This window comes from Collinsella sp. AF23-4AC (assembly GCF_003462685.1).
Classification (GTDB): Bacteria; Actinomycetota; Coriobacteriia; order Coriobacteriales; family Coriobacteriaceae; genus Collinsella.
The window spans coordinates 163,421-188,727 of record NZ_QRVE01000001.1 but is presented as its reverse complement, the minus strand read 5'-3'; the positions used below and the strand labels follow the sequence as shown (position 1 = coordinate 188,727).

The window sequence follows — 25,307 nt, the reverse complement described above, 5'->3', positions numbered from 1 at the left end:
CCCTCCCTTTCTACTCGTGAACCGGGAACACGCTGGCGACGGAGTGAGTCTCCTCGTCGGTGCGCGGGTCGATGTACTTGGCAGCGTTGTCCCACTGACCGTAGTGGCCCATGGCGCCAGCGATGGCCTCCTCGGGGGTCTTGCCGGCCTTGACGGCGTCGGTGAACTTGCCGAGGTTCAGGAACTCGAATGCGATGATCTCGTTCTTGTCGTTGAGAGCCATGCGGGTGACGTAGCCCTGAGCGAGCTCGAGGTAACGAGCGCCCTTGGCCTTGGTGCCGAACATGGTGCCGACCTGAGAGCGAAGGCCCTTGCCGAGGTCGTCGAGGGAGGCGCCCACGGGCAGGCCGCCCTCGGAGAACGCGGTCTGGCTGCGGCCGTAAACGATCTGCAGGAAGATCTCGCGCATAGCAACGTTGATGGCGTCGCAGACGAGGTCGGTGTTGAGGGCCTCGAGGATGGTCTTACCGGGAAGGATCTCGGAAGCCATGGCGGCAGAGTGGGTCATGCCCGAGCAGCCGATGGTCTCAACGAGGGCCTCCTCGATGATGCCGTCCTTGACGTTCAGCGTGAGCTTGCAGGCGCCCTGCTGAGGTGCGCACCAACCCACACCGTGCGTAAGACCGGAGATGTCGGAAATCTCCTTAGCCTGGACCCACTTGCCCTCCTCGGGGATGGGTGCGGGGCCGTGGTATGCACCCTTGGCAACGGGGCACATGTTCTCCACTTCCTGTGAGTACTGCATGCCTCTCCTCTCTATCGTGTTGGCGTCCCGTCTGGGGGTCGTGGCTGGCGATTGCCGGGCGACCCTTCGAAAGGGACATGACATGCAGCCCCTATAATACCGCGAAATGCACGGAATATTCGGCGAACGGCTCAGTTTTCGTAGCGAGAAGTCCGGAAGTTTTAATTGAAACGGTTTAACTCTATGTTCTGTGGTCGCGAACTTCCGTAGAGGGGGTTCGTCTTTGGCAAGCTTTTGGTCAGCTCTTGTAAGCGTTGCAGGGGTTGACCTGTTGCAACGGTGCCGTTCGCCGCCCGTTTACTGCCTTTGGCCGCGCGAGTGTATTGTTTTGCGTGAATGTTTTGATGGCACGCTTCAATCGTGCTGTATTGGATGGCAATCAGATCCCGGCGAAGGGAGCGCCATGCAGCGCGTTTGGAGAACGGTTACCGGCTTTTACCATGTCTGTGCCCGCGGTACGGGCAAGCAGCTCATCTTTGAGGGCGATGAAGACCGGTGGGAGTTTTTGGAGCTGATGCGCGAGTGCTGCCGCGAGGCGGGCGTGACGGTTATCGCCTGGTGCCTTATGGGCAATCACGTGCATTTGGTGCTTGCAGATTACGAGGACGTGATGAGCGCGGCGATGCACCGGCTGCTTTTGACGTACGCGCGGCGGTTCAATAAACGCACGGGGCGCACGGGCCATCTGTTCCAGAACCGTTTTGACCGGCGCTCGCTCGATACCGACCGTTATCTAATGGCTGCCATTCGCTATGTTCACGCTAACCCGCAGGAGGCGGGTATCGCCCTGATCGAGCGTTATCCCTGGAGCAGCTTTGCCGAGTATCTGAGAGCGTATGACAACGATACGACGAGGGGATTTTCGGACCCTTCTTGTGTGCTCGAGCTCTTTGAGTCTGCCAAGGGGTTTCTGGATTATTCTCTGTCGATGCCCGATGGTTCCGATCCGGTGATTCACGATATGGATGAGACAGAGTGGGAGCGGCGTGCGTTTGCCGACAAGATGGCGAAGCGCCTGGGTGTGCCGCTTAACGAACTCAAGACCGTAGCACCCGCGCGGCGAGACGGAATCATTTTCGCCCTGCACGATGTCGGCTACACGGTGCGCGAGATCGAACGGTATACGGGAATCAGCAAGAGTACCGTCTCTCGAATCGTGCGCGCTTATGCGCGGGTGAAGGCTCAGGCTGAGGGCTCGGAATAGAAAATGGCCGAACCACTCTTGTCAAGCGATTCGGCCAACAAAATTCTTAAGATTTGGGACAAATACTACTGATTATTTTGTCCCGTGAGCATGCCGTCGAGGGTGCGCCAGGCGAGCTCGGCGCATTTGACGCGGGCAGGCATGTGCGAGATATCCTGGAGCTGGGCGGCCTCGTCCAGATCTTCCAGGTCCTCCTCGGAGAGCTGCTCGCCGCGGATCATGGCGAGGAAGAGCCCTGCCAAGCGACGTGCTTCCTCGACCGTCTCGCCGGTGATGAGGTCGGCCATGATATCGGCGCTGGCCTGGCTGATGGCGCAGCCATGACCGGTAAAGGAGGCCTCCTCGATCACGCCGTTCTCGACACGCAGCTGCAAGGTGAGCTCGTCGCCGCAACTGGGGTTGATGCCGTCGTGTTCGTGCGTGGGGGCATCCATCTCGTACTTGTAGTCGGGATGCGAGTTGTGCTCCATAAACGTGGTGGAGGTGTAGAGGTTACCCATTGAACGTGCTCCAAACGTGATGCAGGCCGGCGATGAACTTGTCGATATCGGCCTTGTCGTTGTAGAAGGCCACGCTGGCGCGGCAGCAGGCAAGGTTCTCGACGCCCAGCCAGGTGAGCAGCGGCTGCGCGCAGTGGTGGCCGGCGCGGATGCAGACGCCGTCCATATCCATGATGCTCGCGACGTCGTGCGGATGGATGCCCTTGACGTTAAAGCTTACGACGCCGTGGTGGTTGTCCCAATAGATGGAGCCGATGATCTGGACAAAGTCGAGCTGCATGAGTTCGCCCATCAGATAGTGGACGAGTGCCTGTTCGCGGGCCTGGATGTTGTCATAGCCCACGGTGTTGACTAGGTAGTCGAGTGCCGCACCCGTGGCGAAGATGCCGGCGGCGTCCTGCGTGCCGGCCTCGAATTTCTCGGGGACGGGCGCCCAGACGGCGTCTTGCTCGGTGACCGAATCGATCATCTCGCCGCCGGTGAGCATGGGTGGCATGGCGTTGAGCAGGTCCATCTTGCCCCACAGCACGCCGATGCCCATGGGGCCCATGGCCTTGTGCGCACTAAAGGCAAAGAAGTCGGCGCCCAGGTCGGCCACATCGACCGGCATGTGCGGCAGCGACTGCGCACCGTCGACGACCAGGTAGCCGCCGTACTTGTGCACGAGTTTGCCGAGGTTCTTGACTGGGTTCTCGACGCCCAACACGTTGGAGACCTGACCCACAGCCAGAATCTTGGTCTTGGGACCCACCTTGGCCAGAACCTCCTCGGTCGTGAGCTGGCCGGTCTTGGTGGGGTAGAGGTAGACGAGCTTGGCGCCGGTCTCGCGGCAGACCTGCTGCCACGGAATCAGGTTGGAGTGGTGCTCCATGATGGTGATGACGACCTCATCGCCCGGTTCGAGCACTGTGGGCGCAAAGCTCTTGGCGACCAGGTTGAGCGACTCGCTCGTGTTGCGGGTGAAGACGACCTCGTTGGCCTGGGCGGCGCCGATGACGTCGGCGATCTGCTGGCGCACCTTCGCGATGGCGTCGGTGGCCTCGACGGACAGCGAGTACAGGCCGCGCAGGGGGTTGGCGTTCATGCGCTGATAGAAGTCGCGCTCGGCGTCAAGCACACAGGCAGGGCGCTGCGCGGTGGCGGCGCTATCGAGGAAGGCGATCTCGGGGTGCTGCTGGAACAGTGGGAACTGGCCCTTGTAGGGGTTGGTCTCGATGTCCACAGTGGGCCAGCCGCGCGAAGCCTCGTCGCTGGCGTCGAGCTCCATAGGCTCCGGTGCGGTACAGGTATCGCATTTAACGTGCTCGGTGTCGATCATGCGAGCTCCTCCTCAAAGTTATCGATCAAATTGTTGCCCAGGCGGACGACGGCGGCGCGGGTGCGCTCGTCGGTGGCGGAAAGCGCGGCGTCCTCCAGCTTGGCGCGGATGAACAGATCCTCGGCGGCGTTTTGGTCAAGGCCGCGGCAGGCGAGGTAGAACAGCTGCTCGTCGCGGACGTGACCGATGGTGGCGCCGTGGTTGCCGGCGACGTCGTCCTCGTCGCAGAGGATGACGGGAACGGTCTTGTTGTCGACGCCCTTGTTGGCCAAAAGCACCGTTTCGCGCTCGGTGCCGGTTGCACCCTTGCAGCCGCGCACGAGGTCGATGGTGCCGCGGTAGACCTTCTTGGACGTGCCGGTCAGCACGCCGTTGGCATCGATCTCGCACTCGGTCTTGCGACCGCGGTGGCGCAGCTCGTAGTTAAAGTCTCGCACCTGCTCGCGGGCGCCCAGGTAATCGGTATCGATGGTGACCTTGGCGGTATCGCCCAGCAGGTCGCCGGCAAGGCCGGTAGCGCTGGCGCCAGCACCCAAGACGGTGTGCTGCACGTTGACGCGCGCGCCCTCGTCCAGGAACAGGCCGGTGTCGTCGAGCGCGATCCAGCTATCGTCGAGCGTCTGCGTGCAGGCCACGTTGACGGTGGCGTACTCGTGGGCGCACACGCGTAGCACGGAACCCACGACGCCCTCGCCGGCAACGGGGGAGTCCAGGGCGATCTGCAGGTCGAGCGTCGACTGGGGACGGGCGACGACGTCGATGGCGGCGATGGCCGCGGCGGCATCGACACCGCTCACACGCACGGTAACCGTCGCGTGCTTGTATGCGGGCGTATCGATGACGATGCGCTTGGTAGCGTGCTCGGCCAAGTAGGCGTAGGCAGCCTCGCCCATGCCGGTTTCGAAGGCCTCAGCGGGGGAGAGCTCCTCCTCCAGCTTGATGGCGCCGGCCTGGTAGACGGAGGTGGCGGGCACGTCGAGCTCGGTCTCGGGCGTGATGCGGGCGCGGTCGGCGGCGTCGCCGGGGGCGGAGGCGCGGCGCTCGGGGAAACGCTCGGCCATGGCTTCCATGGCGGCGTCGAACGCGTCTGTCACGCCAGTAAACTGCTCGTCCAAGCCCTCGACCTCAATGGACTCGGCGGGAGCGGCGGCAAGCTCGTCAGAGAGCTCGAGCTTGGTCTGGTTCATTTTCAACCAGCCCCAGGTTGCTGCGGGCATCGCGTTGACCTGCTCGAGCGTGGTAGCAGCGGTGTTCATGGTCTGTTTCATTATCCGATCGCTCCTTCCATCTCGAGCTTGATCAGGTTGTTCATCTCGACGGCGTACTCCAGCGGCAGCTCCTTGGAGACCGGGTTGGCAAAGCCGTTGACGATCATGGTGCGGGCCTCTTCTTCCGAGATACCGCGGCTCATCAGGTAGAACACCTTGTCGTCGCCGATGCGGCCGATGGTGGCCTCGTGGCCAATATCGACGTTCTTGGCGCGGATGTCCATGGCGGGGATGGTATCGGAGCGGCTCTGGTCGTCGAGCATGAGCGACTGGCAGCTCACGGTTGCCTTGGAGCCCTCGGCCTTAGGCGTGGCCACGATGGAGCTGCGGAAGGTCTGGATGCCGCCGCTCTTGGAGATACCCTTGGTCTCGACGGTTGCCGAAGTATCGGGCGCGTTGAGCACGACTTTGCAGCCGGTGTCGAGGTTCTGGCCGGCACCGGCAAAGGTGATGCCGGTAAAGCTCGAGCGGGCGCGGCGGCCGTTGAGCACGCTCATGGGGTAGAGGTAGCCCACGTGGCTGCCGAAGGAGCCGCTGATCCACTCGATGTCGCCGTCCTCGTCCACGCGCGCACGCTTGGTGTTGAGGTTGTACATGTTCTTGGACCAGTTCTCGATGGTCGAGTAGCGCAGGTGCGCACGCTTGCCCACAAAGAGCTCGACGGCGCCGGCGTGGAGGTTGGCCACGTTGTACTTGGGCGCGGAGCAGCCCTCGATAAAGTGCAGGTCGGCATCGTCCTCGACAATGATGAGCGTGTGCTCAAACTGGCCGGCACCCTTGGCATTGAGGCGGAAGTAGCTCTGCAGCGGAAAATCGAGCTTGGTGCCCTTGGGCACGTAGACAAACGAGCCGCCCGACCATACGGCGCCGTGCAGGGCCGCAAATTTATGGTCGGTGGGCGGGATGAGCGTCATAAACTTCTCGTGGATGAGCGGCTCCCACTGCGGATCGTGCAGGGCCTCCTCGATACCGGAGTACACGATGCCCATCTTGGACGCCGTGTCCTGCATGTTGTGGTAGACCAGCTCGGAGTCGTACTGCGCGCCGACGCCCGCCAGATAGCTGCGCTCGGCCTCGGGGATGCCCAGGCGCTCAAAGGTGTTCTTGATGTCGTCGGGCACCGACTCCCAGTCGTGCTTTTGGTCGGTGTTGGGCTTGACGTAGGTGACGATGTTGTCCATGTCCAGGCCCTCGATGGAGGGGCCCCACGTCGGATCCGGGAAGCGGTTGAAGATCTCGAGGGACTTGAGGCGCAGGTCGAGCATCCACTGCGGCTCGTCCTTCTTGGCGCTGATCTCGCGCACGATGTTGGGCGTGATGCCGGCGTCGAGGCGCTCGAATCCCTCCTCGCCGTAGGTGAAGTCGTAGAGGCTGCGGTCGATGTCCGCGACCTCGGTGCGGTTCTTGGTCATTGCGTCGCCCCTTTACGCCTGCTGCTCGGCAGCGGCGGACTCGGCCTGGGCGCGCTGCTCGGCGGCCTCGCGCTCGAATGTCTCAAAGCCGTTCTTGTCGATCCAGGGGATGAGCGAGGCGTCGTCCTCGCGCACGATGTGGCCCTTCACCATAACGTGGACACGGTCTACATCCAGGTGCTCCAGGATGCGCGTGTTATGCGTGATGATGAGCATGGAGCCGTCGCAGCTCTTGCGGTAGGCGTCCATGCCGTGGCTGACGGTGGACAGGGCGTCGACGTCTAGGCCGGAGTCGGTCTCGTCCAAGATGGCGAGCTTGGGCTGCAGCAGCAGAAGCTGGAGCATCTCGACTTTCTTCTTCTCGCCGCCCGAGAAGCCCACGCCCAGCTCACGGTTGAGGTAGGCGGTATCCATGTTAAGCTCGGCCGCGAGCTCCTTGACGCGACGGCGGAACTCCTTGCCCTTCATCTCCAGGCCGGGGCGGCCGGCGATGCTGGCGCGCAAAAAGCTCGACAGTGGCACGCCGGGGATCTCGACCGGGGCCTGGAAGCTCAGGAACAGGCCGGCGCGCGAGCGCTTGTCGGTGGTGAGTTCGGTGATGTCCTGGCCGTCAAAGACGATGCGGCCGTCGTTGACCGTGTAGACGGGATCGCCCATGACCAGGTGGCCAAGGGTGGACTTGCCCGCGCCGTTGGGTCCCATCAGCACGTGGGTCTCGCCGGCGGCGACGTTGAGGTTTACGTTGTGGAGGATGGTCTTCTCGTCCACGGAGGCGGTCAGACCTTCGATGGAAAGCAGCGGATTTGCGCTCATGCTGTCCCTCTCTGTATATGGTGTACTCATGGGTGTACGAAACCCTAGGAATCTTCTCGGAATAAAGTTACTATGGGTTCGGCGTTAGTCAAGGGAAAACCCGACTAATCCACTCGACTTTTCTAGATGTGGGACAAAATAACCTGTTGTGTTTGTCCCACTTACTTAAGATTTGGGACAAACAAACCTGGTTATGTTGTCCCAGATGCAATGGGAGGGTAGGTATGCTCATTTCTTCCAAGGGCCGCTATGCCCTCCGGCTGATGATCTATATCGCGGCGCTGGGCGACGCCGAGGGCAAGATTGCCCTGCGCGAGGTCGCCGACCGCGAACATATCTCGCAAAAGTATTTGGAGCAGCTGGTTCGTCCGCTTATGAAGGCGGGCCTGCTTAAGAGCGTACGCGGCAAGGGCGGCGGCTACATGATGGCCAAGGACCCGGCCGAGGTGCGTGCCGGCGACATCCTGCGCGCCGTCGAGGGCAGCACGGCTCCGGTGGCATGCGATGGCATCGACAACAGCTGCGCCCGCAGCGATCTTTGCTCGACCGTCAAATTCTGGCGCGGTCTGGACGACGTGATCGAAAAGTACGTCGACGGCGTGTCGTTGGCCGACCTTGCTGCCGTCCCCGAGATTAACTTCGACATCAAACTGTAGGTTGAGCGCAATTCCTTAAGATTTCGCGGAGGGTTGTTGCCGTTTACCGAGGGGTTGTTGTGCAACAACGGGCGAGCTGCAATACTTATTTCTATCTTTGCAAACTGCACTTTAACTACACCAATGCAGGGAGGATCTTATGCAGCCCAAGCATTCTGCGATTGTCGCGGGCCTGACGCTGGCGCTTTCGTTTGGCGCCGTTTCCGCGCCGGCACCCGCCGCTGCCGAGGAGCCCACGCCGGGCGTTGCCTCGGATGCCACCGATATCGATAAGGGTCTCTACACCCAGCAGTCCTTCTCGGGCGTGCTGAGGTCGGTCCAGGGTGTTTCGTTTGTCAACGTGACTCCCGAGATGAAGTACTTTACCAAGTACGAGAGCCATGGCAACTACAACCAGGGCTTTTCGTATGGCGACGGTTATAACGCGCTGGGCTATTACCAGTTCGACCGTCGATGGTCGCTCATTCCGTTTATGAAGCAGGCCTACAACTACAACCCCGAAAAATACAGCATGCTCAAGGATGCGATTGATCGCGGCAGCGAGATTTCCAACGCGAGCAATGTCATGTACGAGAACGGCCAGCTCACCGAGCTGGGCCATATCGTGCAAGATGCCTTCCAAGGTGCGTACAACACCGATCCTGTTGAGTTCTCAGCACTTCAAGATGCCTATGCGTACAACTCGTACTATGCGGTGACCGAGGCGTGGCTCAAGAGCGGCCTGGGTATTGATATTTCGGGCCGCGCCGATTGCGTCAAGGGCATGGTGTGGAGCATCACCAACATGTGCGGCACCGGTGGCTGCAGAGACTTCTTCCGCTGGGCGAATCTTTCCAACGATATGTCCGACCGCGAGTTTGTGACGGCGCTCTCCAATAGCGTGGTCAACAATGTCGCCACCAAGTTTTCAAGTCAGCCCCAGTATCATGAGGGCTGGAAGAATCGTTATAAGAATGAGCTGAAGGACTGCTTGGTTTTTATCGCCGAGGATGAGGCTGCCGCTGCGACGCCCGTGCAGCCCGAGCCTACGCCGGTGCCCTCGCCGACACCTGATTCGAATGACGACTCGAGTGACGACGCCAACGATGACAGGATGGATGCGCCCTCGACCGATGCTGACGGTAATGGCTCTGCTGGTGGCACTACCAACGACGGCTCTACCCCGAACGGCTCCAATTTGAACGGCTCTGCTGCGGGCGATTCGCCTTCAAGCTCTGCCGGCAATACGGACAGCGACGCTTCTGGTTCGACTGGCGCTGACACCTCTAACTCATCTACCGGCTCGAGCGATTCGTCCGTTGACACCGACTCTAACAACGGCTCCGGCTCTGACGCAGCCCCTGATTCCGATGCTTCCAAGGACGACTCGAATAAGGCACCGGACGCCCCTGTTGCTTCGCCGGACAAGAAGCCTTCTTTCTCCGTGCAACTCGGTTCTGCGCTGGGCTCTTCGCTGATGGCTGGCGTCAATAATGGCTCGACCCAGAACAAGGACAACTCTGATCAGGTTTCCACGGAAAAGACCGAGGCCGCAAAGGGCGACTCCAAGGACAAGGCTTCCGAGAAGACCGAATCTGATAAGGGTTCTAGCTCTGAGGAGAAGGACGACAAATCCGCTCAGAAGAAGGACGAGGATAAGAAGTCTGAATCTGAGAAGAAGGACGAGAGCAAGGACAAGACCGAGGACGGAAAGCAGCAGGGCGAGGCCGGCGGTAAGGGCAACACCGACAACAAGAGTCAAGAGCAAAATGACTCCAAGGCGGTGACCACTACAACCACGACGACTACAACTACCAAGTCATCTGGCGGCAATATGCCCAAGACGGGCGATCTGATTGTGATGGCGAGCCTTGCCAGTGCAAGCTTGGCCACGCTGGGTGCCACGTCTATTGTGAGTGGCAAGCATAAGCTCGATCAGCAAAAGAAGGCTGCTGGGCAGAACGACTCCGAGGAGTAGTCCCTTTCGGTTGCCCGACAACTAAAGATTCGCAATGGGGGGCGGTGCAGTTGCATCGGGCCCCATTTTGTTGCACAACGATTTGTTATGCCCCCTCAAGGCCTTTGTTCCTACCGTTGCCCGATGCCTTTGCACGGATCCAGCGTTGCACTTGAACTGCTCGCTACAATGGGCTTCGTGCTGCGTTTTAGGGAGAAGTTACGGTGTCTGAACAGGAGTATTGCAACAGTGGCGATACTTTTGGCGTACGGCTTGTCAACCATGTCGCTGATGCGGTTTTGCCGGTCGGTGTGCATGATTTTGCCGATGCCATTGGTCGTTGCATACTGGTCGACAAGACCATGTTTATTGCCGATGTGTTGGACTGTGACGCGTCCGTTGTGGTGTGCTGTCGACCCGAGGGTTTTGGCAAGAGCATGAACTTGTCGATGCTCAGGGCTTTTCTGGAGCGTCCGGCGGTCGGTCGCGCCGGTCGGATCTCGTTTGCCGATGCTCAGATTTGGGATGCGGACGGTGGGCGCTATCGGGATGAGTATGCTTGCTATCCGGTGATATCGCTGGACTTTTCTGGCGCTGCGAGGCGTGGCCCCGCTGTTGCCGGCGTCGTGCGCGATGCCCTTTCGGGCGAGTGCGCTCGCTTGTTGGCTCTCTTGGAGGCTCCGGATTTAGCTCGAGATAAGGTGCGTCACATCGAACGCGTTGCGCGTGGCGTGGCGAGCGAGGACGAGGTCGCCTCGGTGCTTGGCGTGCTCATTGAGCTGCTGGAGATGGCCTGCGATGAGCAGGTTGTATTGCTCGTTGATGGGTACGACGCGGCGTGGTTGGGCCGCGCGAGTGCGAGGGGCGCTTCCGGCGCCGATCCGGCAGAACTACTTGACCGTGTGCTGTTTGACGCCATTGCCACTGCACGCGATTCGTTGCGGCTGACGTGTCTGATGGGGGAGTGTCCCGGTCCTGCCGAAGCGGCGCTTTCTTCGCGCGGCTGCTCGTATTGTCTGACGACGCCGCTGTCGGCGTGGTGTGACCGATGTTTCGGTTTTTCGGATGCCGAGGTCGAGGCTCTTTTGAATCATGCTGGGCGCGAGGAATACCTGGATGATGCGCGTGAATGGCTCGAGGGGTATCGGTTTGGCAGGGCCTATTGCTCGAGTCCAGAGCGTGTGATCGGTTTTCTGGGCCGAGGCTGCACGGCGCCTGTGCGTGCCGATCTGTATGGATATGCCGATTGCCTGAGTAGGGTAGTTGCCGGGTGGAATCTCGACCGCCTTTCGGTCTTGTTTGATTTGCTCGAGGCCCATGGGTGCGCTGAGGTCCCGCTTTGTTTGGGCACTGCAGAGCCAGATGTCTCGCCTGACGATGGCATGTGGACAGCGCTGTATCTGTCCGGTTTCCTGACGACAGATATGACTGAGGAGCCAGAGCATGGCGATCGCCTCCGTGCTTTGCGATTGCCCAATAAAGAGCTTCGCCAGGCCTTGCGTCTAGTGATTGTTGAGTGGTTTGAGTGCGCTGCCGAAGACATTCGAGACGTCGATGCGTTTCGCGACGGGCTGTGCCGTGGGAACGAGGATACCGTGAGGCGGGCGCTAAGCCGCATCCTGGGGGATGCGGGAATCGGTGAGACCGACCCAGATAAGCCGCTGCCATATCATCTGTTCTTGCAGGGGCTCTGCTTTGGCTTGCCGGGCTATGCCAATCCTGCTTCGAGGCGAAAGTGTGGCGCGGATCGCTGGGACATCCAGGTTTTTCCTACGGGCGCTGTGTCCGACATAGCCGATACGATCGGTATGCTCGATGAACGTCCGCTGATAACGATCAACATGATGTATGACCCCGGCGTGGGTGCGCTGGGCCTGGAATTGCTGGCCGTGCAGGCGCTACTCGACATAGAGCGCGACGGCATCGACGAAATCCGTGTGCCGCGCCCCGGCGTGGGTCGCATGCGCTGGGGGTTCGGTTTTGATGGGCAGCATGTGGCTACGGTGTGCCAGCGGCTTTAAGCGCCGAGGTGTTTCCGGCTTCCGTTACTCGGTGTCCTTCATGGGCGGCATGGGCTTCCAGTTGGGATCCTTGATGATCTTGCGGGCGTCCTTCATGCCTCGGCGCAGCGCCGGAATGCCGGTCTTAAAGCACTTGTCGACCGCGGCCAGGCGAATGAATTCCTTGCAGAAGGTCGCGGCATTGCCCAGGCGGAACAGCATGGGGTGGTAGTCACCGTAGATCTGCATATAGCGAGCGAGGAAGCCTCGGTTGCGCATGATGTAGTAGCGGTTGGTGTCGCTCGTAGAGTTGAGCTGGCGCTTGCCGGCGATGTCCCAGTTAGAGACAGCGCGGGCGCGCTTGAGCACCACGTCGGCAACAACGGCGGCGGGGAAGTGCTGGCTGGCCAAGTAGCCATAGCAGGCATCGTCGCCGTAGATAAAGAAGCGCGCGTCGGGTAGGCCAATCTTGTCGACCACGCGGCGCGAGAACATGCCGCCCTCAAAGCACAGTTGGTTCATGGTGCGGTAGCCCTCGGGGCCTAGATCCCACTTAGCGATGGGGTTAGGGATGCCGAGTGAAAGGATGAGCTGGTACTGCCAAAAGAAGGCGCCGCCGTCAAAGTCTAGGCGCGAACCCTGGATGACATCGTAGCGGTCGGTCCACTTGGCAAGACGCTCGATGCCTTCGGGGATGACGAGCACGTCGTCGTCCATGACCCAGAACCACTGGGCGCCCAGGTCGTAGGCGCATTTGGTGCCGGCGGAGAAGCCACCTGCACCGCCGCCGTTTTCGAGCTGCGGGGCGTAGATGACACGGTCGGTGCCGCCCTTCGCGTCGGGCTGTTCGATGTCGGTGCCCCACAGGTTAGCCAGACGCTCGTTAAATGCGGCGCACATGGCCTCGGTCTCGCGCGAATTCTCGTTATCGACGATCACGATGCGCCAGGGCGTTGCCGTGAGCTCGGTCATGGAGTCGAACAAGTTGGCCAGGAGTTCCTGACGCTTGTACGTAACGACGACGATGGCGAGCTTATCGATGGGAGCGGGAAGGGTGGAAGGCATGGGGCAATATATCCTTTCACGCGCGGCGCGCATGCGCTGCACGGAAGCTATCGAATACGTCCTTGGGACTGTCCTATTGTAAAGGCTCGGCGCACCTTGACGGCAAGCTTTGAATAAAACGCAGGAACCTGCCATGGGTGTAGCGGCTTTGGCGTCTGAGGGCAGCATGTCTATTGCCGCTTGAGCTTGCGTTCGATAAGGCTTCTAACTGCATCGATGATGAGAAGTGCCAGAGCAAAGATGATGCTAATGACGGTACCCGTGATGATGCATATAGCTGCCGGGCTGCTTTGGCTGATCAGTATGTTTGCGAGCAACGTATTGAAGACGGGACGCCACATGCTACTGGTGAGTGACTGCATCACATAGAAACCGAGCGTGGCGGTCGATAAGGTGACGATGACACCTGCAGTCCGCGGATTGCCTGAGACACTGCGTCGGGTTGCCGCAAAGAGCAAGGAGGCGGCAGCGAGGGCAAACGAGATCAACGAGGTTGATTTGTAGGAGAGGGCTGCCATCGCCGTGAGGTTGCCGGTGAAGGAGAGTGCTCCTTCCAGGATGGTGGCGAGCACCAAAACCGCCGAGAGCGACCGCGTGCCTAAGGCGCCCGCCCTGTCCGAATCTATGACATCGGTAACGTCGCGGAGCAGTCCGCCGATCAAAAACGCGATAACGTACGTGACGGCGCTCATGAGTTTCTGGAGCCAAGAAAACTCACCGCCGCTTGTCGCACTCATGGCGGCTAAATACCCGTTAACAACAAATGCGAGGATGCCAACGGCGATGACCGTCGTCGTGTAGCTCTTCTGGGAGAGTCGACTCTTAGCCAGTCCAAACCATGGCGTCATGAAGACCGTGGCGGCATAGACCCAGATAAACTCAAGGCCCAGCGTGTACCAGTAGTGCGTGTTGAGGGTAACATCGGGAATGGGGGAGACGACCGTGGACCACGCGAGTGCCACGAGGCAATAAAACGCAGTGGGCAAAATGACCTTGCCAAGGCGCTGCGTCGTCCGCTGTATTTGCGATGTCCACGTTGCCCCATCGCTCCAGGCGCGAGCCGCCGAGGCAATCAGGAAGTAGCCCGAGATCATAAAGAAGACCTCGTTGGCCCAGCAGCCAAGCAGGTTAATAAAACCGAGCACGCCGGAATAGGGGGACATCGCAAGTGGGGCATATTCCACGGCGCCGACGCAGACGGCTTGGAAGGTCCACTGAAAGGTGTGGAACACCGCGATGCCGGCGACCGCGACCAAACGCAGTGCTTCGATGGGTATGTTGCGTGCGGCTTTGGGCTGCATGACGTCCTTTCTTATCGGTTTGCCTCTGCGAGCTCCATAGATTATATAAACGCCCGCTAGCGCGCTGACCCTTTGATACCATGAAACGACAGGTATTTCCTAAGGAGCACATTTGTCTACTAACGCCTCTGGCAGCCCTGTTCTGTCGCTGCTTATTCCCATTTACAATGTTCAGCGCTACCTGCGCGAGTGCCTCGATTCCGCCCTGGCGCAGACGCTCAAGGATATTGAGATCATCTGCATTAACGACGGGTCGACCGACAACTCGCCGGCGATTATCCGCGAGTATATGGAGCGCGATGGGCGCGTCAAGATGATCGACAAGGCCAACAGCGGCTACGGCGACTCGATGAACCACGGTCTGGAGATGGCGCGTGGCAAGTACGTGGGCATCTTGGAGTCCGATGACTTTATGGCGTCCGACGCACTCGAAAAGCTTGTCTCGGCCGCCGATACCAATAATGCCGACTTTGCGAAGGCGAACTTTGATTTCTACTGGTCTAAGCCCGAGGAGCGCCGTTTGCTGCACGAGATGTTTAAAGCCAAGGACTGTGGCAAGCCAGTGCACCCGAGCGATACGACGCAGTTCTTTAAGCAAAAGCCGTCGATTTGGTCGGCCGTGTACCGTCGCGATTTTCTTGAGCGCAACGGCATTACGTTTCTGCCGACTCCGGGGGCATCCTTTCAGGACACGTCATTCGCCTTTAAGGTGATCGCGTGCGCCGATAAGGCTGTTTACCTTCATGATGCCGTGTTGTCTTATCGCCAGGACAACGAGAATTCCTCGGTCAATTCTTCGGCTAAGGTCTTTTGCGTCAATACCGAGTATGCTGAGATTGAGCGTTGGATTCGAGAGGATTATGCCCGTGACCACGCAAGTGATGACGTCGCGCGCATGCTCAAGTTCAATCAGCTCATTAAGTACGATTCGTACATGTGGAACTACGTGCGCCTAGCGCCTAAGTTCTATAAGGAGTTCCTGGTTCAGATGGCCAAGGAGTTCCAAGCGGCCTTGGACGCGGGGGAGTTTTCGCTTGACGATCTCAAGCCGTGGAAGCGCGCAAATCTCGCTGCCATCCTCAAAGATCCTGAGGGCTGGGTTGACGAGCATCCGAGTTTTGCGACGGATGGTGCCTTGGGGCGTGCTAAGTATTACGCCTCGGTTGGAGGCCCAGGTGTGGTTGCTGCCTTCCTCATCGAATCGCTGAGGGGGTAGGTCGACATGGGAGAGACTTTGACCCCCAAAGCGACCATTGTCGTTCCCGTCTACAATTCGTCGCGCTCCATTCAGCGATGCCTCGATTCGCTGTTGGTCCAGTCTGAGCTCTCGATTCAGGTTATCTGCGTCAACGACGGTTCGACTGATGATTCGTTGAACGTGTTGCGCCAGATCGCGCAGGCCGACGATCGCGTACTGGTGATTGACCAGGAAAACGCGGGCGTTTCGTGTGCTCGAAATGCCGGTATCGATGTCGCCGAGGGCGAGGCCGTCTTTTTTGTGGACGCCGACGATTACATCGATGCCCAGACGGTCGAGCGCGTGCTGCATGCCATGGAGTCTGCGGATGCCGAGGCCGCCGTTTTTGGCGGCGTCTGTGAACCTGCCGATGCTGCCCCCAGACGCGTCCAGCAACTCATGAGCCCCAAAGCTGGTGCCTTCGGCGCCCGTGATCCCCAACTGCTGTTCCATTCGAATGCTCAGCCCTATGCCTGCCGTGCGGCTTTTTCGCGCGAGCTGCTCAATCGCGAAGGCATTCGCTTCGCCCCCGGTTTGGCTTTGGGCGAGGACGTCGTCTTCCAATTTGCGGCTTATGCGCTTGCCCGCAAGACCGTCGTTATGCCGGATAAGTTCTACCACTACGTGATGGAGAGCGAATCGGCGACGCACGAGTTCAACAGTGCCGAGGCTCGCGCCAAAAAGCTTGACGCCCACATGAGGATGCTCGAGGAAGTCTTGGAGGACTGGGCGGCCTACGGTCTTTTGGACCTGTGCCCCGGCGAGCTGATCACCTGGTTCCTGGACCTTATTGTGTTTGATTTGGCGCGCTTGGATTCCGATGACTTCCATCGCGTGGCGGCTCGCGTCAGCATGGACCTCACGACGTTTTTGGGAACGGAGTGGGCGGATATGCCTGCTAAGGGCGCCGTTCGACGTGTTGCCCACAAGCTCGTTGCGGCGACCTCGGGCGTTTCAATGGCAGACGCCACGTTGTTCTATCTTTCGACCCGTGGTTTCAAGGCCTGCCTGGAGCGCTTTCTCTAGTTCCAAGCGCTGCCGCCCGCCGCAACTCGGCTGCTAAAATAACCCTGTTACACGCTACTCAACAGGAGGTTCTCTTGCAGAACTCTGATACCCCTAAAGTTTCGCTGCTTGTTCCCATCTGCAATGTCGAGCGCTATCTGCGCGAGTGCCTCGATTCCGCCGTGGCGCAGACGCTCAAGGACATTGAGATCATTTGCATCAACGATGGCTCTACCGATAGCTCGCCGGATATTATTCGCGAGTACATGGAGCGCGATGCGCGCGTTAAGATGATTGATAAAGCCAACAGCGGCTACGGCGACTCGATGAACCGCGGCCTGGAGATGGCGCGCGGTGAGTACGTGGGCATCCTTGAGTCCGACGACTTTATGTTTGAGGATTCGCTCCAAAAGCTGGTCGCCAAGGCCGATGCTGAGCATGCCGATGTGGTAAAGGGCGACTTTTACCTGTATTGGTCCACGCCCAGCGAGCGCCGTGAGCTGTTTGGGATTGTCGACGAGCATATGACGGGCGCCGCGTATCGTCCCGTCGATCGCCCGGGCATCTTCTACCGCAAACCTTCCATTTGGTCGGCTATCTATCGGCGCCAGTTCCTCAACGACAATCAGATTCGGTTCCTTCCCACGCCGGGCGCCTCGTATCAGGACGCAGGCTTTAACTTTAAGGTTTGGGCTTGCGCCGAGCGTGCCGCGTTTATTACGGACCCCATTTTGTGCTATCGCCAGGATAACGAGAAGAGCTCCGTTAATTCGCCTAACAAGGTGTTTTGCGTGTGCGACGAATATGCCGAGATGCAACGTTTTTTGGACGAGCGTCCCGAGCTCAAGGCTCAACTCCAGGGCATTTTAATGCGCATGAAGGTCGATACGTACCGTTGGAATGATGAGCGTTTGGTCGATGAACTGCGTGATCAGTTTTGGAAAAAGGCCTCGCCCGAGCTCAAGGCCGATTGGGATGCCGGTCGCTTTGACCTGTCGCTGTTTGATCCGCGTGGCGAGACCGACTTGCGCCTGATGGTCAAGTCGCCCCGTGCCTATATCGATTCGCGCTTTGGCTTTAAGAAGCCGGGCAAGCTCAATACGTTTAAGCATTACTTTAAGATTGGCGGCCTGCCGCTGGTCTGGCGCGTGCTGACGTATCAGCGCACCTACGGCGACAACCCGCACCCTGACGACGTTCCGGCCGCACAGTAGGAGCGAGTGACTATGGCTACCCCCAAGATTTCCGTTGTCGTTCCCATCTATAACGTGGAGGAGTGCCTGGCCTGGTGCCTGGACTCCCTGCTTGCACAGGACATGCCCGATTGGGAAGGCGTGCTGGTCAACGATGGCTCGCCGGACGGTTCGCGCGATATTGCGGCTGCTTATTGCGAAAAGGACGCGCGCTTTACGCTGGTCGATAAGGAGAACGGCGGCCTGTCGAGCGCCCGTAATGCAGGCATTGCTGCGTCCACGGCACCTGTCGTCGCGTTTTTGGATTCCGACGACCGGTTTGCGCCCGATGCATGCCGCGTGATCGTCGATGTCTTTGAACGCGAGGACTGCGACGTTTTGACCTTTGGCGCGAATCCGTATCCGCTGGAGGCGGGGTATCCGTGGCTTAACTATGTGCTGAGCCCGCGCGATGTATCGTTTGAAGGCTATAGCTCCGACTTGCTGTTTAAGGAAGCGTCTCGCCCCTTTGCATGGCGCACCGCCTGCAAGCGTGAGTTTTTGCTGGGTAACGGGATCGTGTTCGACGAAACCGTCAAGTATGGCGAGGACCAGGTCTTCGATTTTGCCGTGTACGGTCGTTCGCGCAAGACTGCGCTTATCTCGAACAAGCTGTATGACTACCGTGTCGCGCGTAAGGGCTCGCTTATGGACACCATGCGCTATGACGACGAGACGCGACTGCTGGAGCACGTGAAGATTTACTCCGCGGTGATGGCTGACTGGCAGCGCGACGATCTCGATGTACAGCACGCCGATGACCTGGCGTACTTCCTATGCGATCTGGTGCTGTACGATGCGCTCAGGTTGCTGGGTTCGGACTGCGGCAAGGTGCTTGCTGCCGTTGCCACGGCGCTTGCCGATTCTGCTGTGGGCGGCGATGCCGCGCTCGCACTATGCGCTCCTTCTGTTGCTGCTATGGTGCGCGCGGCGCTTACCAGCAAGGCCCCCAATGTCCGTGAGTGCAAAAAGCTCATGTTCGATTACGACGTCTTGAGGTTTGGGCGCCTGGGTGCCTGCAAGCGCATGGCGGCGAACGCCCTGGGAAAGCGAGAAGTGTAGATGAGTATCAAGCGTTTGGCACTTTGCCGCAGTCAGGGCCGTCTGTTTGTGCTGCTTCGCTATGTCGGTCAGGATGTCGCCGCGCTTATTGAGCAGGAGGGTTCTCAAGCGTTTGCCCATGCGACGACGAGCGGTTCTTGTGTGCCGTCGCTGGTGCTCCCGGTCGATCATGGCCGTGTGCTGGCGCTTTGCCCTTCCGTTTCCGATTACGAGCGCGAGCTCGCTGTCTTGGTGCTTCCGTTTTTGGATGGCTCGTCGATGGATGTCGTTTTTGCATCCGGTGGCCAAAGGTTGGGCTCCATTCGCCTCGATAGCCGCGTGGCCAAGCTGGAATCCAAGATTAACTACAAAGCAAAGCCTGCGCTGTGTGCGCTTATCCGCGATGCGCAGCGTGGCGAACACTGCGGCCGCTACGAGATCGATGCCATTCGCTATTTGCCGGCAGACGCCGGCGCGGTGTGGCGCTATGAGGTTACCTGGGCGGGAGACCCCCAGTGCGCACCTGAGCTCCAGATCTTCGATACGCATATGAATGCCATCGATGTCACCGTGCATGTGTTTGAGTCGCAGGTCGATGTTCCCCAGCGCAACGGTTGCCGCGTCAATAAAACGTATCTGAGTGTTGAGATGCCTCAGGATATACGAGATTTTGTCGCAATTGTGAGCGACCCCACAGAGCAGATCCAGAGCGGGTTTTGCGCCATGGATGGTCGCCTGTACAACGGCATGGTCGATGACAGTTGGAACCGCATGAAGGACGCGCGTGCAGACGACGCAGCTTATCGACGTTGGTTTGAACAGCATCGCGCAAAGCCGGCCGATTTGGCGTGCCAGCGTGTCGCTTCGGCGGCCTTTGCCTATAGACCGCTCGTGAGCATTGTGGTGCCGTGCTACAAGACTGATCGGGTCTACCTGCGCAAGCTGCTGGAATCGGTGCTAGCCCAGAGCTATGACAACTGGGAACTGCTGCTCATGGACGCCTCGCCCGAATGGGACGCGGTGGACACCCTTGCGGCAGGCGCCAACGACGAGCGCATCCGTCGCATCGAGCTTCCCGGCAACGGCGGCATTGTGCTCAACACCAACGCAGGTATCGAGCGAGCGACAGGCGACTACGTCGCGTTCTTGGACCATGACGACATTCTGGAACCGGACGCGTTATTCCAGTATGTTTCCGCGCTGAATAAGGCGGCCGAGGACGAGCGTCCCCAGGTCCTGTTCTGCGACGAGGACATGTTCCAGAAAACGGGGGAGTGGGGCCAGCCGGTCTTTAAGACGCGGCTCAACGTCGACCTGCTCTATAGCCATAACTGCGTGACGCATTTCCTGATGGTGGAGAAGGCGCTCATCGATCGTATTGGCATGTCGCCAGAAGACGTCGCGGGCGCTCAGGATTACGACCTGACGCTTCGCTGCCTTGCAGCCGGCGCGCGCTTTGAGCACGTTGCACATGTGCTGTATCACTGGCGCGTTCATCCGGGATCGACCGCCGATGGCTCTGCCGATAGCAAGCCGTATGCTATTGAAGCCGGGCGCCTTGCGCTTCAGCGTCACTTTGACGCGCTGGGCATTTGCGGAACGGTCGAGGAGGCCGAGACGCCGTTTGTCTACCGCATGCGCTATGCGCTGCCGGAGCCTGCGCCGCTGGTGAGTATTGTGATTCCCACCAAGGATCACGTTGAGACGCTCGATGCCTGCGTGATGTCGATCGCCCAGAAGGCAACGTATGCCAACTACGAGATCGTCTTGGTGGAGAACAACAGTGAAGCCCCAGAGACGTTTGCGTATTACGAAACCCTGCCAGAGCGCGTGGCTGCAGCATCCGAAGGCAAGGGCATGGCGCGCGTTGTGTACTGGCCGGGCGAGTTCAATTACTCCCAGATCATCAACTTTGGCGTTGAGCATGCCAAGGGCGATTACCTGCTGCTGCTGAACAACGATACCGAGGTCATAAGCCCTGACTTTATCGAAGAGATGATGGGCTATCTGCAGCGTCCCGATGCGGGCGTGGTGGGCGCCAAACTCTACTTTGCCGATCATCTGGTGCAGCATGCCGGCATTTTGGTTGGCGTGCGTGGCGCACTTGCCCATGCCAACCAGGACTTCTCGGCAAGGCGTGAGGGCTACTATGAGCGCGCAGTTCGCCCGGGCAACTTTAGCGCCGTGACGGGTGCCTGCCAGATGGTCCGACGCGACGTATTTGAGCGGGTCGGCGGCTATAACGAGGAATTCGCGGTTGGTTTTAACGACGCAGACTTTTGCCTTCGCGTGTGGGAGGCGGGCTACCGCACCATCTATACGCCCTGTGCCGAGCTGTATCACTACGAGTTCACCTCGCGCGGCAGGGAAGAGGCCAACGAAGAAAAGCTGCGCCGCTGGAAGCGCGAACAGGCCCTGTTCATGCAGCGCTGGCCGGAGTTCTTCCTCGATGGCGACCCGTGGTTGGGGCCGAATCTTAGCAGCGAGAGCGAGTATTTCTCGATCTAGTGCGAAGTGATTCCGAGTTTGGGCAACGATCCGGCAATCGTTTCGAGCTCATGCTGCTGTAAGTAGGCGGGATTGAGAGTTTCTTTTCTGTAGGCTAGGTAGCTGTCTCGGGTCAGCTCCCTAAGCTGTTTCGTAAAGAACTGTTCCCAGCTGAAGAACTTCTCGCAGTCGATGAAATCGGCAGGATGCAGGAGCATTTCTTGCGTTTGGGCATCGTTGAAGAGTCCCGATCTCAGCACAAGCCATTCAAACGATTCCGGCAAAAAGAGCTCGATCTTTTTAAATCTCCTGAGTGAATAGACATAAGGCATCTCGGGACCAAAAGCGGCTCCATCTGCAATTACGAGCAGCTTTTGGGCTGAGGAGCTCAGAGCGGTTTCGTATATGTTTGATTTGCCACCGGCACTTACGCAGCGAATTCCGCTTTTGGCACACAGGACTTTAAAGAATTCATAGCCGGCGTTGCTGTCCTCGACGATGACTTCTTCTGGTAGATCTCCATCGTAGAGCTCGTCTCCGTAAATGCGGTATGTAGAAGTGTACGTGCGTGTGTAGACGGGATATTTTGTTGTGGCCCTGTTGGTGTTCTTGAGACCATAGATCTCATCCACGCTATAGGGGAGCTGGGGCAATTCGTCCCTGGCAACTATGACGTAGTAGTTAGAGCTGTGCCGAGCTGCATGTTGGAATGCATGGCTCCTTACGAATTTTTGCGTATCGTCCACAAACACGATGCTGTTATCGATGCGGCTGAGTTGCGCTTCCCAATCGATGCCGCCGATGACGCGGCAGGGGGCTGCGCAATTAACGATTATCCCGCTTTGGGTTCCTAGGTTTTCGTATGCACGGAGACTGTCCAGCAGGGTGGTTTTGCCTGTTGCGCTTTTGCCTTGGATGATGGTGAGGTTTCGGCGAATGGTGAGTTTGACCTGAACTTTATTGGTCCTTACGGTCAGCTGGTATTCCCCTCTCATGCTCGAGCCTCCCTCAGACATTTTGCCGAGATAAGGACAAGCTCATCCATGGTATGAACAATCTGTCCGGAATTGATGACACGGGCTGTAAAACGCGCTTTGCCAAAATCCATCATATGGTAGAGGTTGATGGTGATGTCATGCTTGGAGGCGATGCGCAAGATCCAATAGGCGCAATTATCTCCGCAGGTTGAGGCGTTGTAGAGGTTTTGAGGCATAAAGAGCATCAGTAGAAGTGTTTTGGTGCCCGTTGATAGTTTCTCTGGCGGAATAACGCCAAGCACCTTGGTGTCAATTGCGTTTGCGCCAAGAACAGTGCCATTATCAATGGATTTGATAATGCGCTGTGACAGGGGATCTTGCAGCCAAGAGGGAGAATAGCTGTAATCAAAGAATGTCGACGTGTCATAAATCACATCGTCTCTGTCGCCGTAGTGAATGCTGAGCATTGTTCCTCCATGGTTGCTTGTTGCGACTACTTTACCATGTTGGGGTCGATTTCCCTCAGGCCGTGGATAACGGGTCATTCAGCACGTCTGTTAGAACGAACCGATGACTTTTACAGGTGTAACAACTTTCCATCCTGCGGTAATTGCCTGTCTCGATATGTTGGATTTAGCGGGTCGAAACAAACGATATTCCGCGATAAGCTTATACAAGTTTATATAAACCGATAAATCTCGATATAACTTACGATAGGAATATAAAGATGTGATTTGACATGAAACGACAGATTTAAATGCTTGAGGCTCTTAAGAAGTCTCTCGTACGGGAGTTTTTTTGCTAATGAAAATGACAACTCATAAGCTTCTATTTATCTTAATTTCAGTAGTGACATTTCTATTTTGCGCTCCGTTGTTGGTGAATGTTCTATTTATGTATGAGGCGCCTTGCGCAGTCTTTGAAGCGCGTTTTGATCCGGGGGATTTGCTTGGATATATCGGCTCTGCTGCTGTTGGCGCCGGTTCCATTTCTCTTGCGCTGTATTCGGTCTACCAGACCGAAAGACTGAATAAACTTGATCGTAATCTGCAGAGGCAACAAGATGAGTTTAAACGGGAAAATACTAAGCGTCCGTTTTTTATAATCGATAAGGTGTTGGTTGACGATAAGCCTGTCGACATCGATGGAGATAAGGGTATCTGGACAAGCACGGTAAATGAGGCCGTGCGTCTCTCTATCGAAATTCGCAATGTTGGGGATGGACCGGCCTGTCGACTTCGCCTGAAGGATGATTCGGCTTTTGGCAAAGCTTCGTCCATGGATCAGCATCGTTTATGTGTTCCTCAAGAAGGGGTTTATAAATTTGCAGCTTCGTTGGCAAGCTTAGAAAAAAGGGAGCCGTACTGCTTTTATTCAGATATGAGAACATCGTTGGGTGTTCTTTTGCGCAGCAGGCCGATATACAAATTTCCTATAAACCGATTTACGGAGAGGAAATGTTAGAAACTGACGATGGCGAGCATGCACATGAGATGATTGGCCAGAATGTCGAATTGTCCGTTAGTTCTTTAACGGCTCAGATTGTGGAAACCTGAATAGTTTTACCGATTTATGGTCATCAATGTGCGAATGTAATTATGCGTTACCGAAGTCGGGCTCGGCTATAAAGAGGCACTTTTATTTCTTGGGCTAATGGTCGGTGTAGCAGTAATACTACTGCGAGGAACAGACGCGATGCTGATTGGTTTTTTGCTGGCGGTCTATCGTCATTTGGGTGGCAGGCTCTGCCACCCATGAAGATTGCCGCCCTTTAATCTTTAGCAAGTTGGCATATTATAGGCATGTGTTGGCTTCGTCTAAATCCTAAAACTATACAAGGTCGTGGAAGGATTCGTCGGTTATTTTCTTCTGCTTAATGAGGAACATTTCGGGGCCTTGATTCTCATTTTCATTGCAACAGCCTCAGGACTCAGCGCAACGCGTTGCGCTGAGTCCTGAGGCGCGAATCCAGGTAGGCAACCCCAGAGAGGCCGGAATCCCCCGGCCCTCGATGGAGGGAGGCCGACATGTCCAGACCGAAGCCGTCCGGGAGGTCGTACGGGAGGCTCACGAGGTACGAGAGGAACACGATCGAGAGGATGCTCGACCTCAACCGCAGCGCCCGCGAGATCGCCGCGGAGCTCGGCAGGTCGCCCCCAGGGATGTGTTCCGTCAAGTAAAAATCGACAAATACGTCTGTCGAATTTCGACACCCTCATGCTGACCGCCTCCGGGCGGGCCGGCGCCGTCGCGGCCGGCCCGCCCGCTGCCTAGAACGGTATCTCCCATTCCTCCGGGGGCACCTCCTCCATCCCGCCCCGCTCGCCCGTCATCAGCGGGTGGTCTGGCGTCAGCTCGCAGCCCGGGCACTGGAAGAGCCCGCAGAGCGTCTGCGCGTCCCAGCCGCCGGCGTCGCGGTCTCTCATCCTGTTCACCGGGCAGTCCTCCGCGGCGTACCTCATTCGGCCTCACCCTTCCCGGGCATCAGCGCGTTCTCCATCCTGTAGCTGGCGCCGTTGAACTCCACCAGCCTGCCCGTGTAGACGAGCCTGTCCACGACGGCCGCGGCCATCTTGTCGTCGCCGAACACCGTGCCCCACCTGCTGAACTCTATGCTGGTGGTGACTATGAGGCTCTGGGTGCCCTCGGGGGCCGACATGACCTGGAACAGCAGCCTCGCCCCCTCGACGTCGAGCGGCACGTAGCCGAGCTCGTCGAGTACTAGCAGGTCCGCCGACAGCAGGTCGTCGAGCTCCCTGCGCAGCCTGCCGCGGTCGCGCGCGTCGGCCAAGTGCATCACGAGCTGCGCGACGGTGAAGAACCTCACGGACTTGCCGGCCCTGACAGCGGCGGCGCCGACCGCGATGGCGAGGTGGGTCTTGCCCCTGCCCGTCTTCCGGTGGAAGACGAAGTCCTGGCACGCGTCGATGAAGGCGAGCGACCTGAGGTCGGCCTCCCCGTAGCCGTCGGGGAACGAGACTGACCTCCCAGAACTCGGCCGTCCTGCGCCTGAAGGACCGCCCGCCGCCCGGCATCGCCGCTCGGGAGTCCTTGGAGAGGAGCCACCCGAGGAACTCGTCCAGCCTTGTCGCCGTGTCGTCGTACCTCAC

At 58.5% G+C, this 25,307-nt stretch carries 22 protein-coding genes and 1 pseudogene; 11 read left to right on the top strand and 12 right to left on the bottom strand.

The window, feature by feature from the left end; genetic code table 11:
• Positions 1 to 10: 10 nt before the first annotated feature.
• A complete protein-coding gene (locus DWY05_RS00870) occupies positions 11 to 745 on the bottom strand; it encodes an iron-sulfur cluster assembly scaffold protein (RefSeq protein ID WP_022094816.1) in 735 nt (244 codons plus the stop codon).
• Positions 746 to 1,148: 403 nt separating this feature from the next.
• Here DWY05_RS00870 and DWY05_RS00865 point away from each other — a divergent pair, with 403 nt between their 5' ends.
• Positions 1,149 to 1,949: a transposase gene (locus DWY05_RS00865; protein ID WP_117821357.1), complete on the top strand. Its 801-nt coding sequence runs from the start codon at positions 1,149 to 1,151 to the stop codon at positions 1,947 to 1,949.
• A gap of 65 nt (positions 1,950 to 2,014) precedes the next feature.
• Here DWY05_RS00865 and sufU read toward each other — a convergent pair whose 3' ends face one another.
• Genes sufU through sufC form a run of 5 tightly spaced genes read right to left on the bottom strand, consistent with a single transcriptional unit; the run spans position 2,015 to position 7,260 of the window.
• Positions 2,015 to 2,449 (bottom strand): Fe-S cluster assembly sulfur transfer protein SufU, encoded by a 435-nt coding sequence (sufU, locus tag DWY05_RS00860; protein ID WP_117821356.1) that lies wholly within the window; start codon positions 2,447 to 2,449, stop codon positions 2,015 to 2,017.
• On the bottom strand, positions 2,442 to 3,767 hold the full coding sequence (locus DWY05_RS00855; RefSeq protein ID WP_199409613.1) for an aminotransferase class V-fold PLP-dependent enzyme: 1,326 nt from the start codon (positions 3,765 to 3,767) through the stop codon (positions 2,442 to 2,444). The genes sufU and DWY05_RS00855 overlap by 8 nt, the downstream gene beginning before the upstream one ends.
• Positions 3,764 to 5,035, bottom strand: coding sequence for a SufD family Fe-S cluster assembly protein (locus DWY05_RS00850; protein WP_117821355.1), 1,272 nt, complete (start codon positions 5,033 to 5,035; stop codon positions 3,764 to 3,766). Before DWY05_RS00850 ends, DWY05_RS00855 begins: the two co-directional genes overlap by 4 nt.
• Positions 5,035 to 6,447 carry a Fe-S cluster assembly protein SufB gene (gene sufB, locus DWY05_RS00845; protein WP_117821354.1) on the bottom strand — a complete coding sequence of 471 codons (1,413 nt, stop codon included), beginning with the start codon at positions 6,445 to 6,447 and terminating at the stop codon, positions 5,035 to 5,037. The genes DWY05_RS00850 and sufB overlap by 1 nt, the downstream gene beginning before the upstream one ends.
• Positions 6,448 to 6,459: 12 nt before the next feature.
• Positions 6,460 to 7,260 carry a Fe-S cluster assembly ATPase SufC gene (gene sufC / locus DWY05_RS00840; protein ID WP_117821353.1) on the bottom strand — a complete coding sequence of 267 codons (801 nt, stop codon included), beginning with the start codon at positions 7,258 to 7,260 and terminating at the stop codon, positions 6,460 to 6,462.
• 224 nt (positions 7,261 to 7,484) lie between these two features.
• Here sufC and DWY05_RS00835 point away from each other — a divergent pair, with 224 nt between their 5' ends.
• The 3 genes from DWY05_RS00835 to DWY05_RS00825 all read left to right on the top strand — a co-directional run bounded on the left by DWY05_RS00835 (position 7,485) and on the right by DWY05_RS00825 (position 11,873).
• Positions 7,485 to 7,916, top strand: a complete 432-nt coding sequence (locus DWY05_RS00835) for an Rrf2 family transcriptional regulator (RefSeq protein ID WP_117821352.1) — start codon at positions 7,485 to 7,487, stop codon at positions 7,914 to 7,916.
• A 139-nt stretch (positions 7,917 to 8,055) separates the two neighbouring features.
• Positions 8,056 to 9,873 carry a hypothetical protein gene (locus DWY05_RS00830; RefSeq protein WP_117821351.1) on the top strand — a complete coding sequence of 606 codons (1,818 nt, stop codon included), beginning with the start codon at positions 8,056 to 8,058 and terminating at the stop codon, positions 9,871 to 9,873.
• A gap of 203 nt (positions 9,874 to 10,076) precedes the next feature.
• Positions 10,077 to 11,873: an AAA family ATPase gene (locus DWY05_RS00825; RefSeq protein WP_117821350.1), complete on the top strand. Its 1,797-nt coding sequence runs from the start codon at positions 10,077 to 10,079 to the stop codon at positions 11,871 to 11,873.
• 24 nt (positions 11,874 to 11,897) lie between these two features.
• Here the strand turns inward: DWY05_RS00825 and DWY05_RS00820 are convergent, their stop codons facing one another.
• Positions 11,898 to 12,917 carry a glycosyltransferase gene (locus DWY05_RS00820; protein WP_117821349.1) on the bottom strand — a complete coding sequence of 340 codons (1,020 nt, stop codon included), beginning with the start codon at positions 12,915 to 12,917 and terminating at the stop codon, positions 11,898 to 11,900.
• A 170-nt stretch (positions 12,918 to 13,087) separates the two neighbouring features.
• On the bottom strand, positions 13,088 to 14,218 hold the full coding sequence (locus tag DWY05_RS00815) for an acyltransferase (RefSeq protein ID WP_117821348.1): 1,131 nt from the start codon (positions 14,216 to 14,218) through the stop codon (positions 13,088 to 13,090).
• 112 nt (positions 14,219 to 14,330) lie between these two features.
• On the opposite strand from DWY05_RS00815, the gene DWY05_RS00810 reads away from it, so the two are divergent.
• The 5 genes from DWY05_RS00810 (at position 14,331) to DWY05_RS00790 (ending at position 21,241) form a co-directional block, all read left to right on the top strand.
• The gene (locus DWY05_RS00810; protein ID WP_117821347.1) at positions 14,331 to 15,434 is read left to right on the top strand and encodes a glycosyltransferase; all 1,104 of its coding nucleotides are present in this window, start codon (positions 14,331 to 14,333) and stop codon (positions 15,432 to 15,434) included.
• Positions 15,435 to 15,440: 6 nt separating this feature from the next.
• Complete coding sequence (locus DWY05_RS00805; protein WP_117821346.1) at positions 15,441 to 16,481, top strand: glycosyltransferase; 1,041 nt, start codon at positions 15,441 to 15,443, stop codon at positions 16,479 to 16,481.
• A gap of 74 nt (positions 16,482 to 16,555) precedes the next feature.
• A complete protein-coding gene (locus DWY05_RS00800; protein ID WP_158558726.1) occupies positions 16,556 to 17,674 on the top strand; it encodes a glycosyltransferase family 2 protein in 1,119 nt (372 codons plus the stop codon).
• A 12-nt stretch (positions 17,675 to 17,686) separates the two neighbouring features.
• Positions 17,687 to 18,754, top strand: a complete 1,068-nt coding sequence (locus tag DWY05_RS00795; protein WP_117821344.1) for a glycosyltransferase — start codon at positions 17,687 to 17,689, stop codon at positions 18,752 to 18,754.
• A complete protein-coding gene (locus DWY05_RS00790; protein WP_117821343.1) occupies positions 18,755 to 21,241 on the top strand; it encodes a glycosyltransferase family 2 protein in 2,487 nt (828 codons plus the stop codon). It abuts the gene before it with no gap.
• Here the strand turns inward: DWY05_RS00790 and DWY05_RS00785 are convergent.
• Positions 21,238 to 22,215 carry a translation initiation factor 2 gene (locus DWY05_RS00785; RefSeq protein WP_117821342.1) on the bottom strand — a complete coding sequence of 326 codons (978 nt, stop codon included), beginning with the start codon at positions 22,213 to 22,215 and terminating at the stop codon, positions 21,238 to 21,240. The genes DWY05_RS00790 and DWY05_RS00785 overlap by 4 nt on opposite strands.
• Positions 22,212 to 22,664 (bottom strand): DUF4869 domain-containing protein, encoded by a 453-nt coding sequence (locus DWY05_RS00780; protein ID WP_117821341.1) that lies wholly within the window; start codon positions 22,662 to 22,664, stop codon positions 22,212 to 22,214. Before DWY05_RS00780 ends, DWY05_RS00785 begins: the two co-directional genes overlap by 4 nt.
• A 337-nt stretch (positions 22,665 to 23,001) precedes the next feature.
• Here DWY05_RS00780 and DWY05_RS09880 point away from each other — a divergent pair, with 337 nt between their 5' ends.
• Positions 23,002 to 23,661 carry a hypothetical protein gene (locus tag DWY05_RS09880; RefSeq protein ID WP_147335218.1) on the top strand — a complete coding sequence of 220 codons (660 nt, stop codon included), beginning with the start codon at positions 23,002 to 23,004 and terminating at the stop codon, positions 23,659 to 23,661.
• 563 nt (positions 23,662 to 24,224) lie between these two features.
• Complete coding sequence (locus tag DWY05_RS00770) at positions 24,225 to 24,377, top strand: helix-turn-helix domain-containing protein (RefSeq protein ID WP_117821339.1); 153 nt, start codon at positions 24,225 to 24,227, stop codon at positions 24,375 to 24,377.
• 90 nt (positions 24,378 to 24,467) lie between these two features.
• On the opposite strand, the gene DWY05_RS00765 is transcribed toward DWY05_RS00770, so the two are convergent.
• Positions 24,468 to 24,659: a hypothetical protein gene (locus DWY05_RS00765; protein WP_117821338.1), complete on the bottom strand. Its 192-nt coding sequence runs from the start codon at positions 24,657 to 24,659 to the stop codon at positions 24,468 to 24,470.
• A pseudogene (locus tag DWY05_RS00760) lies at positions 24,656 to 25,138 on the bottom strand (ATP-binding protein); the annotation flags it as partial. The pseudogene DWY05_RS00760 and the gene DWY05_RS00765, both read right to left, overlap by 4 nt.
• Positions 25,139 to 25,307: the final 169 nt, after the last annotated feature.

Coding starts and splice junctions, on each gene's coding strand:
- sufC (WP_117821353.1), bottom strand. CDS start 7,260: ATGAGCGCAAATCCGCTGCTTTCCATCGAAGGTCTGACCGCCTCCGTG.
- DWY05_RS00805 (WP_117821346.1), top strand. CDS start 15,441: ATGGGAGAGACTTTGACCCCCAAAGCGACCATTGTCGTTCCCGTCTAC.
- DWY05_RS00850 (WP_117821355.1), bottom strand. CDS start 5,035: ATGAAACAGACCATGAACACCGCTGCTACCACGCTCGAGCAGGTCAAC.
- DWY05_RS00870 (WP_022094816.1), bottom strand. CDS start 745: ATGCAGTACTCACAGGAAGTGGAGAACATGTGCCCCGTTGCCAAGGGT.
- DWY05_RS00855 (WP_199409613.1), bottom strand. CDS start 3,767: ATGATCGACACCGAGCACGTTAAATGCGATACCTGTACCGCACCGGAG.
- DWY05_RS09880 (WP_147335218.1), top strand. CDS start 23,002: ATGAAAATGACAACTCATAAGCTTCTATTTATCTTAATTTCAGTAGTG.
- DWY05_RS00835 (WP_117821352.1), top strand. CDS start 7,485: ATGCTCATTTCTTCCAAGGGCCGCTATGCCCTCCGGCTGATGATCTAT.
- DWY05_RS00795 (WP_117821344.1), top strand. CDS start 17,687: ATGGCTACCCCCAAGATTTCCGTTGTCGTTCCCATCTATAACGTGGAG.
- sufB (WP_117821354.1), bottom strand. CDS start 6,447: ATGACCAAGAACCGCACCGAGGTCGCGGACATCGACCGCAGCCTCTAC.
- DWY05_RS00785 (WP_117821342.1), bottom strand. CDS start 22,215: ATGAGAGGGGAATACCAGCTGACCGTAAGGACCAATAAAGTTCAGGTC.
- DWY05_RS00790 (WP_117821343.1), top strand. CDS start 18,755: ATGAGTATCAAGCGTTTGGCACTTTGCCGCAGTCAGGGCCGTCTGTTT.
- sufU (WP_117821356.1), bottom strand. CDS start 2,449: ATGGGTAACCTCTACACCTCCACCACGTTTATGGAGCACAACTCGCAT.
- DWY05_RS00820 (WP_117821349.1), bottom strand. CDS start 12,917: ATGCCTTCCACCCTTCCCGCTCCCATCGATAAGCTCGCCATCGTCGTC.
- DWY05_RS00815 (WP_117821348.1), bottom strand. CDS start 14,218: ATGCAGCCCAAAGCCGCACGCAACATACCCATCGAAGCACTGCGTTTG.
- DWY05_RS00780 (WP_117821341.1), bottom strand. CDS start 22,664: ATGCTCAGCATTCACTACGGCGACAGAGACGATGTGATTTATGACACG.
- DWY05_RS00830 (WP_117821351.1), top strand. CDS start 8,056: ATGCAGCCCAAGCATTCTGCGATTGTCGCGGGCCTGACGCTGGCGCTT.
- DWY05_RS00770 (WP_117821339.1), top strand. CDS start 24,225: ATGTCCAGACCGAAGCCGTCCGGGAGGTCGTACGGGAGGCTCACGAGG.
- DWY05_RS00765 (WP_117821338.1), bottom strand. CDS start 24,659: ATGAGGTACGCCGCGGAGGACTGCCCGGTGAACAGGATGAGAGACCGC.
- DWY05_RS00865 (WP_117821357.1), top strand. CDS start 1,149: ATGCAGCGCGTTTGGAGAACGGTTACCGGCTTTTACCATGTCTGTGCC.